This is a genomic window from Marinobacter sp. 1_MG-2023 (assembly GCF_030549045.1).
GTDB lineage: Bacteria > Pseudomonadota > Gammaproteobacteria > Pseudomonadales > Oleiphilaceae > Marinobacter.
In genome coordinates this window covers 469,199-483,133 of record NZ_JAUOST010000001.1, presented here as the reverse complement: position 1 = coordinate 483,133, position 13,935 = coordinate 469,199, and the positions used below count along the sequence as shown (strand labels likewise).

12 protein-coding genes and 1 other RNA gene are annotated in these 13,935 nt (G+C 54.1%); 4 read left to right on the top strand and 9 right to left on the bottom strand.

Annotation, left to right across the window (positions count from 1 at the left end; all coding sequences use genetic code 11):
- Positions 1-12 precede the first annotated feature (12 nt).
- Complete coding sequence (gene fur, locus Q4606_RS02205; RefSeq protein ID WP_303596813.1) at positions 13-423, bottom strand: ferric iron uptake transcriptional regulator; 411 nt, start codon at positions 421-423, stop codon at positions 13-15.
- Between the two features lie 122 nt (positions 424-545).
- On the opposite strand from fur, the gene Q4606_RS02200 reads away from it, so the two are divergent.
- The gene (locus Q4606_RS02200) at positions 546-872 is read left to right on the top strand and encodes an outer membrane protein assembly factor BamE (protein ID WP_303596814.1); all 327 of its coding nucleotides are present in this window, start codon (positions 546-548) and stop codon (positions 870-872) included.
- On the opposite strand, the gene Q4606_RS02195 is transcribed toward Q4606_RS02200, so the two are convergent.
- The 3 genes from Q4606_RS02195 to Q4606_RS02185 all read right to left on the bottom strand — a co-directional run bounded on the left by Q4606_RS02195 (position 866) and on the right by Q4606_RS02185 (position 3,302).
- Positions 866-1,159: an RnfH family protein gene (locus tag Q4606_RS02195; protein ID WP_303606528.1), complete on the bottom strand. Its 294-nt coding sequence runs from the start codon at positions 1,157-1,159 to the stop codon at positions 866-868. The genes Q4606_RS02200 and Q4606_RS02195 overlap by 7 nt on opposite strands.
- Positions 1,159-1,602 (bottom strand): type II toxin-antitoxin system RatA family toxin, encoded by a 444-nt coding sequence (locus tag Q4606_RS02190; RefSeq protein ID WP_303596816.1) that lies wholly within the window; start codon positions 1,600-1,602, stop codon positions 1,159-1,161. Before Q4606_RS02190 ends, Q4606_RS02195 begins: the two co-directional genes overlap by 1 nt.
- Positions 1,603-1,676: 74 nt before the next feature.
- Complete coding sequence (locus tag Q4606_RS02185; protein WP_303606527.1) at positions 1,677-3,302, bottom strand: sodium-dependent transporter; 1,626 nt, start codon at positions 3,300-3,302, stop codon at positions 1,677-1,679.
- 178 nt (positions 3,303-3,480) lie between these two features.
- Between Q4606_RS02185 and smpB the strand changes: the two genes are divergently transcribed.
- The 3 genes from smpB (at position 3,481) to ssrA (ending at position 5,980) form a co-directional block, all read left to right on the top strand.
- Positions 3,481-3,960 carry an SsrA-binding protein SmpB gene (gene smpB / locus Q4606_RS02180; RefSeq protein WP_303596818.1) on the top strand — a complete coding sequence of 160 codons (480 nt, stop codon included), beginning with the start codon at positions 3,481-3,483 and terminating at the stop codon, positions 3,958-3,960.
- Between the two features lie 134 nt (positions 3,961-4,094).
- Positions 4,095-5,498, top strand: coding sequence for a wax ester/triacylglycerol synthase family O-acyltransferase (locus Q4606_RS02175; RefSeq protein ID WP_303606526.1), 1,404 nt, complete (start codon positions 4,095-4,097; stop codon positions 5,496-5,498).
- Positions 5,499-5,617: 119 nt separating this feature from the next.
- Positions 5,618-5,980: a transfer-messenger RNA gene (ssrA, locus tag Q4606_RS02170) on the top strand.
- A gap of 125 nt (positions 5,981-6,105) precedes the next feature.
- On the opposite strand, the gene Q4606_RS02165 is transcribed toward ssrA, so the two are convergent.
- The 5 genes from Q4606_RS02165 to Q4606_RS02145 are packed head-to-tail and all read right to left on the bottom strand — an operon-like array spanning position 6,106 to position 13,746.
- Positions 6,106-7,407: a HAMP domain-containing sensor histidine kinase gene (locus Q4606_RS02165; protein ID WP_303606525.1), complete on the bottom strand. Its 1,302-nt coding sequence runs from the start codon at positions 7,405-7,407 to the stop codon at positions 6,106-6,108.
- Positions 7,400-8,089 (bottom strand): response regulator transcription factor, encoded by a 690-nt coding sequence (locus Q4606_RS02160; RefSeq protein WP_303606524.1) that lies wholly within the window; start codon positions 8,087-8,089, stop codon positions 7,400-7,402. The genes Q4606_RS02165 and Q4606_RS02160 overlap by 8 nt, the downstream gene beginning before the upstream one ends.
- Entirely contained in the window at positions 8,083-11,250 is a 3,168-nt protein-coding gene (locus tag Q4606_RS02155) for an efflux RND transporter permease subunit (RefSeq protein ID WP_303606523.1), read from the bottom strand. Before Q4606_RS02155 ends, Q4606_RS02160 begins: the two co-directional genes overlap by 7 nt.
- The gene (locus Q4606_RS02150; RefSeq protein WP_303606522.1) at positions 11,243-12,409 is read right to left on the bottom strand and encodes an efflux RND transporter periplasmic adaptor subunit; all 1,167 of its coding nucleotides are present in this window, start codon (positions 12,407-12,409) and stop codon (positions 11,243-11,245) included. The genes Q4606_RS02155 and Q4606_RS02150 overlap by 8 nt, the downstream gene beginning before the upstream one ends.
- Positions 12,406-13,746, bottom strand: coding sequence for a TolC family protein (locus Q4606_RS02145; protein ID WP_303606521.1), 1,341 nt, complete (start codon positions 13,744-13,746; stop codon positions 12,406-12,408). The genes Q4606_RS02150 and Q4606_RS02145 overlap by 4 nt, the downstream gene beginning before the upstream one ends.
- Between the last annotated feature and the right edge of the window lie 189 nt (positions 13,747-13,935).

Genomic DNA, 13,935 nt, shown 5'->3' with positions numbered 1-13,935 from the left:
AAAGCTGTGCACTTAAGATTTAATGGGCTTAACGTAAAGAATCAGGCTGTGCTCGACAATTTCGTAGCCATGCTCTTTCGCAATTTTCTGCTGACGCGCCTCAATCACCTCATCAACAAACTCGATCACTTGCCCTGTCTGGGTACAAACCATGTGATCGTGGTGATCTTCACCCGCCATTTCGAACACTGCGTGGCCGCCTTCAAAGTTATGACGCAATACCAGGCCAGCTGTCTCAAACTGGGTCAATACCCGGTACACAGTGGCTAGCCCCACATCATCACCCTGATCCAGGAGTCGCTTGTAGACGTCCTCAGCGCTGAGGTGATGGTCCTTGGCGCTTTCCAGAATGTTGAAGATTTTTACTCTTGGCAGAGTTACTTTGAGACCGACTTTTCGTAGTTCGGCGTTTTCAGATGCCATGTTACTATTCACTCTTTGGTGTGCCTCACGGCTTCCGGTATGATGAAGCCGCCATTTAACGGTTAACCCGTGCCACACCTGCCCTTGGCAGGCGATTTCAAGATAGAGGATTTCCTCCGGCGATGCAAAAGCTCACAGCTCTCATTCTTACACTTATTCTGTCCGGTTGTTCGTTCCCGGGTGTATACAAGATCAACGTCCAGCAAGGCAACATAGTTACCGATGAAGAGCTGACAAAACTCAACGAAGGAATGCCCCGCAGCCAGGTTCAGGCGCTACTCGGCAGCCCCCTGATGCTCAACCCGGTCGATCCTTCGCGCGAGTATTACGTGTATACCTTCCAGCGCCGCGGCGGCTTCATCGAAGAGCAACGCATTATCGTGTATTACGAGGGTGACAGTTACTCCCACTATGAAGCTCAGCTTCTGGACGAAACACCGGCCTACTGATCTGCCACCGGCTTCTTTTTGGCCCGGTTCAGGCGTGCCTGTTTCGGGTCAATCTGGAGTGGACGGTACAATTCTACCCGATCCCCTTCGCGCAGCTCGTGAAGATCCGGTTTTTTTATAACCTTGCCAAATATCCCCATATCGATCGAGTCAGCATCAATTTCCGGGAAAATTGCAGTAATACCAGACTGCTTCACCGCCTCAAGGGCAGTTGCGCCCTCAGGCACCTGGACAGGGATAATCTCCTGCTTGTCTGGCCGCGCGTAAGCCACTTCAACTTTTGGCATCAGGCGCCTCCCTTATAGATGTGATCGGCGCGACGACAGAAAGCATCTACCATGGTAGTCGCTGCCTGATTGAACACCGGCCCGAAGGTCATGCGCGACAATCTGCCTGAAAATTCAAATTCCAGCGTAAGGATCACCTTGCAGGCATTCTCATCAAGTGCCTTGAAGTGCCAGCGCCCCGTGAGATTACGAAAAGGTCCGTCTACCAGATTCATTTCGATCGCTTCCGGCATAAGCAGCTGGTTACGCGTGGTAAGCGTGTGCCGGACGCCACCGCGGGCAATCTCCAGCGAAGCCATAATCTGCTCTGTACTTTGCTGGTGAATCTCCGCACCCGCACACCAGGGAAGAAACTCAGGGTAACGGGCAATATCATTGACCAGGTGAAACATGCGCTCGGCGGAGTGCATAACAAGGGCTGTTTTATCGATCTGATGGGGCATTGGAACCGGTTGTCCTGCTTACAAACACGCTTTAATAATGATTGCAGACATCATAAGGCCAGCATGGCTGACACTCAGACGCTATGATAAAGGATATCGTCATCCTTAGGGGCATTTTCAGGGGGAGTTTGCCGTTCGCTATGCTCGCTTGCAGGTACCTTTTCTGCAGGAAGCGCCTCTTCTGGCTTCCCGCTTTCCCCTGCATCAACCGTAGCATGCTCACCAACATCGCCCGCCTCGGGTGAGGCGCCACTCCCCTCCTGTAAAACCATACCCGGAGCTGGCTCACACCAGAACGCGCGACTACCGTTATCGCACAAGCTTACCAGCGAGGCTGCGGTGTAATGAATACCGATATAGACAACAACCAGAGGTAAAACCAGCCGCATAACCCAAAACCAGATTTCGCCGAAAAGCTTTGGTGCTGCTCCAAGCATGGTTTTCGAGAGGTTTCGCGTCAGGCACCACCCAGTGAAAAGAGCGATGAGCGTCGCCACCAATGGAATCACCAATCCACCGGTGATCAGTTCCAGCCAGCGAAAAATCGTGGCGCCGCCGAGCCGGTATTCCGTCCAGAGATTGAACGATAACAACGACGCCAGCCCCGCGGCCCAGACCGCGAGGCCAACAAGAACCACAGACAACCCCCGGGGCGCACCTGTCCATTCACGAAGCCAACCAACAATGGGCTCCAGCAAAGCCAGGGCAGTCGCCCATACAATCATTACAACCATAAGAAAAACAGTCGCAATAACAAACTGACTGGCAGGGAGGCCTGCAAGCGTAACCGGAAGCGAAACAAACAGCAGGCTGAACCCTCGCTCGCCATCAAAAACGTTACTTTCCGTGGCCATAGAAAAGATCATCAGCCCGGCCAGAATCGCCACCAGCGTGTCCATCAAGACAACCGCCAGAATAGAGCGTTTCAAGCGTGTGTCCGGCGTGGTGTAAGCGCCCAAAACCGCCCACACTCCCATCCCCAGACCCAGCGTAAAAAACGCATGAAACAGCGCAGCACGAAGGCTGGCCCAGGAAAGATCCTGCGGGTGCATTTGCAGAATCTGGCTGATAGCGCCATCAATCCTGCCGTGCCATACAGCCAGACCAAATAGTGCGAGCAATAGTATCAAAGTGCCCGGCACTACGATTCTGAATGCACGCTCCAGGCCCCCAACCACACCTTGTCCGGACACCCACAGCACCATGACCAGAAAGAAAACATGCCAACCCATGAACCCACGGTACGCTTTTGGGTCGGAAACCAGCCTGGCCAGAATGTCGGTAGCCTCACCCTGGCCCGTGCCCGCAAACCGTCCGGTAGCGCCGAAAAAAACATAGGCCAGCGCTATTGCTCCAAAAACTGCGGTAAACGACAACACGAGAAAGGCGGCCAATATGCTGAACCTGCCCGCAGCCATCCAGGCTCTTGAACTTTTGGCCCTGCGAATCAGACCATCCATCGCCAGTACAATGCCGTGGCGGGCATAGCGGCCAATGGAAGCTTCGGTAACCATCAAGGGCAGAGTGACCAGCAACAGGCAGCCGAGATACAGCAGAATAAACAACCCACCCCCATGCAAGCTCGCCAGGTAAGGAAACTGCCACAGGTTAGCCAGACCGACAGTTGCACCGACTGCGGCCCAGAAGAAGGTTGATTTACGGGTAAATGACCCGATATCTATCTGATAAGGCGTAGACATTTTCGCCTCTGAAAGAGTCTGGCCAGACAGTGTAGCCGAAGGACTCCGTCAGGCACGAGCCTGCAGTGTCTTTGAAGGCGATTTCGTGACCAGTCTGGCACTCCTGAGCTACAATGCGCTTTTTGCCGACCTACAACCGGTCGGCCCGTTAATTCGTCCGAACCCGGATAACTGATTCATGAGCAAGAAAAAACCCGGTACGCCGAGTAGCACCATCGCCCTTAACAAAAAGGCGAAACACGAATACCACATAGAAGAACGCTTTGAGGCGGGCCTTGTCCTTCTCGGCTGGGAAGTAAAATCTCTGCGCGCCGGCAAAGCCCAGATCACCGACGCCTATGTATTGCTGAAAGATGGCGAGGCCTTCCTGCTGGGCGGTCACTTCCAGCCCCTTACCGCAGCCTCCACTCATGTGATCGCGGACCCAACCCGAACCCGCAAGCTTTTGCTGCATGCCAAAGAACTGGCCAAGCTCATTGGAGAAACCAGCCAGGCCGGCCAAACCTGCGTACCTCTTGCACTGTACTGGAAAAAGAACAAAGTGAAGTGCGAAATTGCCCTGGTGAAAGGCAAGAAGCTCTTCGACAAGCGCGCAACCGAGAAAGAGCGGGACTGGAATCGGCAAAAGCAGCGCATCATGCGAGATGCCAACGCCTGACCGTAAATTTTAAGTGGCGCTTTTCTGACCAGCGTCATGGGCCCCGGCCCCTTTGTGTCGCATACTTGCCCTTTATGCACCTTTTTTATTGCCGCCTATACCGCAATAACCGGTGCTCCGCAGAGGGAGGGCGTATGCCAACAACTCAAATACCCATGTCTGCTGTCGATCGCGCCTGGTTGCGAATGGATACACCTGAGAACCCCATGATGATTTGCGGCGTTCTCACCCTTGAACACTCCATTCCCATGAACCGCCTCAAACGCACGATTGAGGAAAGGTTTCTGCGCTTCAACCGATTCCGTCAACGGGTTGTGGACACAGGAGACAAAGCCTACTGGCAGGACGACCCTCTGTTCGACCTGGATAACCACCTCCACCAGATTGCGCTACCCGGTAAAGCCGATAAAGCCGAGCTCCAGAAATTAGCCAGTGATATGAACAGCTCTGCGCTGGATTTCCGGCGGCCACTATGGCAAATGCATTATATTGACAACTACGAGGGCGGCAGTGCCCTGCTGGTCCGAATACACCATTGCATTGCGGATGGCATCTCGCTGGTTCGGGTTATGCTATCCCTCACAGACAAATCGCCAGACCCCAGGCCAAGAAAGGTCGTATCGAGCCACCCCTCAAAGGCCAATGAAAAGTCCTCAATCCAGAAATTGCTTCACAGTGTCGTCGACAGCGCACAGGCTGCGACAAGCCAGGCCCGACTGCTCGTGCAATCCATGCGGGAACAACCCAATTACCCCATCAAACTGGCCTCGACCGCCAGCGGTGTCGCTTTAGACCTCTTAAAACTGGGTCTCGCCCCCTTTGAGCCGAAAACCGGATTAAAGGAGCCTCTTTCGGGGCGCAAACAGGTGGCCTGGGCAGACCCACTGGATCTTGCCGAAGTAAAAGCCTGCTCCAAGGCCCTGGGCGGCACCATTAATGACGTGCTTTTGTGTACCGTCACCGGAGCCTTGCAACGACATTTTGCGGCCCATAAAGAAGCGATTCCTGACAACGGAATCCGTGTCGCTGTTCCGTTCAACCTGCGGCCTCTCAATCAGCCTATTGAAATTCTGGGCAACAAGTTTGGCCTGGTTCTGGTAACGCTGCCGGCGGAAGTCTTGGATCCCTTGATGTGTTTTCAACAGGTTCAGAAAAACATGAACCAGCTAAAACAGTCGTACCAGGCTCAAGTAACTTACAGCCTCCTTGATTTGTTCGGTCGCGGCCCCGACATTCTCGAACGACGGGCACTGGAACTCCTGAGCAACAAAGCGTCTGCCGTTCTCACCAACGTGCCAGGGCCAAAAGAAGCCCTCTATCTGGCAGGAAGCAAGGTTACCCAGCCCATGTTCTGGGTGCCCCAGAGCGGAAACATCGGCATAGGTATGAGCATTTTCAGCTACGCTGGCACCGTGCAATTTGGCATTACCGTCGACAAAGCCATTCACGCAGACCCGAATGCCGTGATGAATTACTTCCGTGATAGCTTTAAAGCCCTGAGCCACGCGGCCCTTGCCGGCAGACACAAAAGCAAGTAACGAAAGGCAGGCTGAAGATAGACAGAGCCGCCGGGAAAAAAAGTACACAGCAGTTTTATTCAAAACAGCAATAAAGAGGCCTTGAAGTCGGGCGAGACGCCCACATATACTGTGAGTAAGGGGACGACATGGCTTCGACGCTGGTGGCGAACCCTTGGGTGCATGTCGAGATGGCAGCGAATCTCGTTAATCCAAAGCTGCAATGCAATAGTCGCAAACGACGAAAACTACGCACTAGCAGCGTAAGCTGCTAGTCGTCCTGACTGGGTCGCCCGTAGCCCAGAGCTACATCTCAGGACGTCATCGCTTACGGGATGCTCCGTTATCCAGAGTTCACTGGCTAGCGGCTAAGATTTAAAGAACTCGCCTCTTGCACCCTGGCCTTCGGGTCGCTTGAGGTTAAATCAATAGAAGGACATAAACATGTAGATCTCAAGGCATAGTGCTGGCGGACGCGGGTTCAATTCCCGCCGTCTCCACCAAATTCAGATTTCCCGGGAACTACCCGAATATCAAAACCTCTCCAAAAGCCCCGCCAGTCGGGGCTTTTTCTTGCACGGACAATTACTGGTGGTCCACAGGCCTCCACGTGAATTGCAAATACCTGCTAGCTGTCGCGACTGGTTTCAGTTTCGACAACAACGCGATGATAGTTACCCTCACGCTTTGCTGTGTAATGCCATCCGATCCTTTGACTGAGGGTTGTTGTCAGTTCCAAGCCCAGACCATAACCCGTGTTTTCTGACGATACCGGGGACTGGTTTTGCGCATCCGGTTCTACCGGATTGCTAATCGTAACTCTACCTTCTTGCTGATCGATAACAACGGTCCCCTCCCAGCAGTGCTGATAGGCGTTCCGAATCAGATTGCCGAGAATGATACGTGCCGGCACCAAAGGTACTGTGCAGCTGTACGAGGAGGTACTAATCTCGGTGGTCACGGGCTTTCCGGCCAGAAGATATGACATTTCACCAGCCAGTTCCCGTATCAGCCCCGGCAGATCGACGGCTTCACTCTGAAGCGGCGTATCCGGCTCATGATTCAGCCAGAGCAGCGTTTCGGTAAGGTGCTTCATCGTCAGGCTGGCGCGGTCGATGCGATCCACAATGCTCTTCTCGTCCTCGTACTTTTCCCTTTTCTGAGTCAGCTTTCGTTGTAGCTCGATATTGGAGCGGATCGTACTTATGGGTGTCCGCAGCTCATGGCTCGCATGTTTGAGAAACCGCCGTTCACGGTCCAGTGCCTGCTCAACCGTGGAAAGACTGTTACGGATGAGTTCCGCCATTTCGTTGAGCTCGGGATACGAAAAATCCGGCACCGGTTGGGAAAGTTTGTCGTTGTTCAGGGAGTGGGTCCAGGCTCTCAGTGCGGCCATGGGGCGGGATACATGCCTCAATAGAAGCCAGCCAACAGTCAAAATAAACCCAATCACCAGGATACTGACCGTTAGCGTGAGCAATCGGTTTTGCCGGGCAGCTTGAGGTAGCAACTCCGATGCTGCTGGAGGCGTGAGTTTCTGGCTCAGGTAAAGTGGACCGCTCGCGGTTTCGTAGCGCATTGCAAAGATGACAAAGCTCGGGCGGCTGAACCAGCTGCTGCCTTCTTTTTTCAGCAACTGACCGGGTTCGCCCGGCCCACCGGGAAAGGCTTCAAGGGCATAGGCGGGTAAACTGGCCCACTGCATCGCGACGTCAAAACCACTGAACTCTCTGGCCTGCTCTCTCTGGCCCGGGCCTATTACCTCGCTGAAAGTGCGGGCGGTCTTTTCCATATTAGTGGCCATCGCCGCATCCAGTCCCCGAATGAAGTGCTCCTTTGAGACCAGCGAATAGGCGAGGACCAGGATGAGACCCAACGCCAGGAAGGACGATATAAGAAGTGCCCTGAGGCTAATCCTGGTTTTAAACATTCGTCTTGCCTGTTCCGGGCGGCCTGATGGCAAAGCCAACTCCGCTGATGGTGTGCAGAAGCGACTCGGAAAAGGAGCCGTCGACAGCCTTGCGAAGGTTATACATGTGAACTTTCAGGCTGTTGCTGTCAGGGTGATCGTCTCCCCAGGCGGCGTCCATCAACGCCTCACGGGTTACTGGAGATGGTGAGGCGCGCATCAGGCATTCAAGCAAGCGCCACCCGGTGGGCGACAATTTCAGGGCCTGACCGTTTCGTAGCAAACTTTTCTCACTGAGGTTCATCTGCAATTCACCACAAGTGAGTTTGCGGACCTGGCCACTACGCCGGTGCGACAGTGCACGCACCCTCGCCAACAACTCTTCCATCTCAAAGGGTTTGATCAGATAGTCATCGGTACCAGCATTAAACCCCAGTAACTTGTCATCAAGCTGGCCAAGAGCTGTCAACATCAATACGGGGATATCGTTTCCCTGCTCCCTTATAAGCTGGCAAAGGCCAAGTCCGTCCAGACGAGGCATGTTGATATCGAGCAACAGGACATCGTAGCTATTTTGTTTGATCAGGTTTAGCCCGGCTATGCCATTGCTGACGTGGTCACAGATGAACCCCTCCAGCTCCAGGTATTGCACCAGTGTCTGGGCAAGGTCCAAATCGTCTTCTGCCAATAACAATTTCAGCATGGATCTGCCTCATTTTTATCTGCTCTCACGGTAAACCAGTTGCGGACATCTGTGAATCGCTCGACCACATCGTGCTGAATCGCCACCAGAACGGGAATCAGAATCAAGGTAATCACCGTTGCAAACATGATCCCGTACCCCAATGCGACAGCCGCCGGTATCAGGAACTGGGCCTGAGCTGATGTTTCTGACAGCAATGGGTAGAGGCCCGCAAACGTAGTGAATGATGTTAGTAACACGGCTCGGAGACGGCTCCTGCAGGCTTTACTGATTGCTTCAATTTGGTGATCGGCATCGGGTTTCAATTCATTGTAACGGGATACCAGCAAAAGACTGTCATTCACCACGACGCCACTGAGAGCAATAATCCCATTCAGGGACAGAATACTGATGGACAGATCATTCATCCAATGGCCAAGGATGGCCCCGACAATTCCGAAAGGAATCGCAGTCATGATCAATACAGGCTGGACATAGGATTTCAGAGGGATTGCCAACAGCATGTAGATGACCAGCATGGCGATCATGAACACGTGCACCATGGAATTCTGGGTTTCTGCCTGCTGCTCCGCTTCCCCGGCAAAACTGATATCGAGCCCGGGGTATTGGCGCTCCAGCTCCGGAACCAGATCCTGTTGGAGACCAGCCACCAGTTCCGAAGCCGACAGAATGTCCTTGTCCACGTCGGCGGAGAGATAGAGTGCCCGCTTGCCGTCAATGCGGGTGATGGTATCCCGGGAGTAGCCGTAGGTCACTGTGGCAACACTGGACAAAGGAAGCACCGTACCCTCGTCGGTGCGGATGTTGGCGTTCAGCACATCAGTAGGGTTTTCCCGGGCGTCTTCGGGGTAGCGGACTTTAACTTCCACTTCGTCGTTATTGCGCTGAAAGCGTTGAACTACCTGGCCACTGAAGGCTTGAAGGACCTGTTGGGCCAGGGTGTCGGTGCTCAATCCCAGGGCTTTGCCCTGCGGGTTGAGTTCCAGGAGCAGACGGGGCTGGCTGGCTTCGATGTTATCTTCGATACCACTGATTGCCGGAATTGTTAATAGCTGCTCCTTGATATCACGGCCGGCCGCAGTCAGCACACCATCATCGGAGGCCCGCAACTCAATACGGAGTGCGTCTACCATCCCGGGCCGGCTGGCGACGCTGAGGGTTTTTACACCTTCGGCCAGACCGCCGCTGAGTTTCCACTGGTTGGAAAAGGTGGTGATGTCATAAGGAGCGTCTGATGCGAGCTCGACCGTCACTGTTCCCGCCTGGTCACTCTCGGAGAGAACCTGCAGATTAGCAATGCCGGTCTGCACATCGCTATTGGCACGCTCAACGAGCTGCTCATCAATTTGATGCGCTAGTTGCTCCAGTGAAAGCAGAGCGGAATGCGTCAAGCCAAAGCTGGCATCGGTTTCCATGGTGATGTTGGCCCGAATCGTATCCCCCGGAATGTCCGGAAAGAAGCTGGTTCGAACGGCACCGTTGAAAGGCATGGCCATGACCAGCGCAAACAGGGCAAGGAATAAAACCAAAACGGCATACCGGTAGGCGAGCGCCCAGTCGATCACAGCTTTATAGACCCTGTCGTTGAACCACTGAAGGCCGGAATCTGCTCCATGCTGGATACGTCGCCATATCTCAAGGAGCGGGTTTCGACTGGCTCTGCGATGGGTATTCAAGTGTGCCAGGTGGGCCGGCAGAATAAGCTTGGATTCGACAATGGACAACAACAGACAAATGGTAACCACAGCCGCGAACTGGGCGTAGATCTGCCCCAGTTTGCCGCTGAGATTCGACAGAGAATAAAAGGCCACCACCGTGGTAAAAACGCCAAAAAGTGTCGGCACAGCCACCCGCAGGGTGCCCCGAATGGTGTTGCGAAGGGTGTCGCCCTCCTGTTTGCGCACGGTGTAAACGCTTTCGCCCACAACCACGGCATCGTCCACGACAATTCCCAGGGCCATGATAAAACCAAATGTAGTGAACTCATTAAGGGAGAGCCCGGCAAATCGGTCGCCCATGAAGTACAGCGTTCCGAAGAAGATAAAGGGAAGCCCCATGGAGACCCAGAACGCCACCGTCAGATTCAGGAACAGGGCCAGAAGAATGAACACCATCACAATGCCACTCAGTGCATTGGTGACGAGCAGATCCAAGCGTTCACTTATGGAGCTACTGCGATCATACCAGCTGGTGAGTTCTACACCCTGAGGCAGATTTCCGTTGCCATGCCATTCTTCGATCACCTGTTTAGCGGCTTCCACCGTCTCGGTGATGTCATCCAGGCCGGTGGTGATTACCTGCAGGGCAACACTGTTCTCGCCGGCAAAGCGGGACAACACAGCAGTATCATCGTCGTAGGTATCGTTAATGAAAGCGAGATCACCCAGGGAGACAATCACGCCATCACTGTTTGTGATCAGAGGAATGGCAGCAAATTCTTCTTTAAGGTAAGCCTGTTGCGAGGCTTTCAATTGCAGGTAGACCTGTTCATTTTTCAGGACCGCCGTCATCGTGCTGGATGACCCCTGATTGATCGCATCCTCGACATCGGACAGTGACAAACCGTAGGCCTGTAAACGCCCCTCATCGATCTCTATCGACATCATGGGGTCAAGCCAACCGGATTTGCTTACACGGTTGATGTCAGCCTTGGCAAGCAGGTCAGATTTCAGCTCTTCGGCCAGTTGCTGCAATGTGTGACGGTCTGTTTCGCCATGGAGCTGCAACCAGAGCGAGTGCTCCTCACGTTCCGCTTTTTCAATAACCGGGCTCTTGGCGTCAGCCGGGAAGGTTGAAATAGCATCCACTTTATTTTTGACGTCTCGCAACAATACATCCAGGTCGTAATCGCTCTGCTTTTCAACTGTGACTGTTGAACCGCTGGCAGTCGACGTACTGGTGATGTCATTAATGCCATTAACATCTTCCAGTTGTTCTTCAATCTTGATGGCCAGCCCTTCTTCCGACTGCTGGGCTGAGCCACTGTCGTAGGTAACAGAGACACTAATGCTGTCCGGTTCCGTGCTCGGGAATGCTTCTTTTCGGAGGTCTCCCACCTGGAGAACACCAAGGCCAATCACCAGAATCAGCAGAAGGTTTGCCGCAACCGGGTTTTTGGCAAACCAGGGTATGATCCCCTTGTTCCAGCTTTGATCAGTCATCGGATGCCTCCACTGGATTAACGGCCATACCTGGCATGTAGGTGCTCAATGGATGGGTCAGCACGTTCACGGTTTGGCCATAAAGCGAGGCCGGTGGGCGGATATAGATAGCCTGCTCATCACTGGCAACCGGGTCTGCGGAGAACCTGGCCAGAACGCCATTGTCTACATACCAGACTTCGCCTCGCTGGCTGAGTGAAGACGAAGGCAGACGCCAGAGGTCGCTCAGTTCACGGCCTTTGATTTCTGCCCGGAGGAAAGCGCCGGGCGCTAGCATGTCGGCCTGCTCCAGTGGCCGTTCTAAAGCTGCGATCACTGACTGCTGCCGGGTTGTATCATCCAGGTGCAGTTCCGTGCGCTGGATATAACCGTGCCATTGCTGCCCGGTTTCAACGGAAAACAGGCTTACCGGCCACTCGCCTTTGTCCAACACTTCGATATCCGGAAGCTTCTGCCAGTCGAGCTGAGATATAGGCAAAGAGATCTCGATACGGTCTGCACTGTAGAGCTCGGCTATATCGTTCCCCGCCTGCAGATAACTGCCCGGTGAGACGGTACGGCTGACAACCAGCGCGTCAAAAGGCGCTCTGACACGGGTTTGGGCCACGTCTTTTTCGGCACTGGCCACCGCAGCCTCGGCGTTAGCGACCGCCGCTTGAGCTTGCTTTACTTGAGGTTCATGCAGCACCAAGGGAGAGTCCGGTTCGCCGGTCATTCCGGAAGCCTGCCACTCCAGAACTGCCTGCTTCGCTTCTCTTTCGGCCTCAAGAAGATCTAACTGCGCACTCGCCAGATCGTTTTCTGCGCTGGCAAGCGCAGCACGATAATCGCTGTCTTCCAGTGTCAAAAGAAGGTCGCCTTTTTTCACGATACGCCCGGATTCAAAAGCGCTTGCGAGTTCAGAGACCTGGCCGGAAACCTGGGCAGTGAGAGTTATTTCATATCGCGACTTGGCCGCACCAAAAGCTTCAACGTTGACGGCATGGGAGTCGGTTATTGCCGGAATAACACCGACATTCGGTGCAATACCACTATCCTCTTTCGCCGGCAGAGGCCGACTTTCCTGTTCCCGGAGTTTCTGACTGTTATAGAGGAATACACTGATCAGCACGCCAACGGCGGCCAACAAAACAAGCCATTTTGCGTATGGTCGGATCATGACTGATCGGTCTCCTTGATGCCCAGCCCCAGTGCAAGCCCGAGTGTGATTCGGTTGCTCAGACGCTCGTAGATTAAGTCGTTAAGTTGTGATTCCAGATCAAAGGTCTGCTCCTGCACTTCGAGTAGGTCGAGTACAGAAACCAGGCCATTCCGGTACTTCTGCTGGTACTGTTGATAGTTGCGGCGTGCGCTCAGAAGCGCGCTGTCTATCTGCTGCTGCTGTTTGGCAAGGCTCGATTCCTGACCGATCGCATTTTCAACTTCCTGGACTGCGTTCAGCAGCGTTTCCCGGTAGGCCTGATAGCTCCTGGCGGTGGTCAGTTCTGCAGCTTCAGCATTGGCTTTAAGCTCACCGCCACGAAACAAAGGCGCCGTTAATTGACCGAGCAATGACCACACCGGATTTCTCAACAGAGCTTCGCTTGGCGATGTTCCTGTGTCGCTCAGGGCCGCTTCCAGGCTGATCGATGGCAGCATCTCTTTGTAGGCAACAGACTTACGAAAGTCGTTTGCTTCTATGGCCAGATAGGCCGCTTTCAGGTCTGGTCGGCGCTGTAACGTCTGGTCGGCAAGGTCAGCCAGGGGCAAAAGAACTTGCGGGTAGTCGGCTGCGATAGCCGTGCTGCCATGGCTCCGGCCTAGCAACAGGTTTAAAGCTCTTTGTTGCTGCTGCAGGGATTCCAGAGTGGCGAACAGCGACGCTCTGGCACTGGCTGCCGAACTTTGGGCACTGTCGAGGTCCTCAAGGTCACCCAAACCGGATCGGTAGCGCTGAAGAATCCACTCTTCGTTTTTTTCCAGCAGTTCTACTCGTTGTTCTTCGATAGCAACGGACCGGTTCAGATTAACCAGCTTCAACCAGCCCTGCATAACCTCGGCTGCGAGCGCATCCCGGGCAGCCTGGTAGAGAGCCAGCTGTTCGGCGACATCGCTCGCAGCTGCCGACGCCTCATCAGAGATCTTCGCCCACAAATCCAGTTCCCAGCTGACGCTGATGCTTCCGGTGTAGGAAGTGTCGAGGTCTTCCGTTTTATTTGCGCCGAAGCCAGCCTCGACGTCGGGGAGTTGGTCTGCCTGAGTCGCCCGGTATTGGGCACGGAGAATTTCTAGAGAAAAAAGTGTTTGTCCAAGATCCGGGTTGGCCGCACGCGCTTCGGCGATCAGCGCGTTCAGATCACCGCTGCTGACCAAATCATCCAGATAGGCTGACTCGGAACCAGCGTCCAGCTCAGACCAGGAGACGAGGTTCTGACGATCATAGTCCGCCTGGGCCAGATAGTCCGGGCTTGTGGACAACGAACTGCAGCCGGCAGTAGCCAGGCAGAACAGCGCCATCGGTATTACTTTCAAGCAAGGGAAGCGACACATAAACAAAAACCCAATCGGGCGCAGCGGAATCTGCGGTAAGCGACTGGGTTCATACTATTCAAAGGCTGGTTAATGGAGGGTTAAGACTTCTCCTTAAATATGAACTGGGGCCCACTGAGCCAGGATGCACCAGGTGCGCTTCGCTCCAACCGGTCA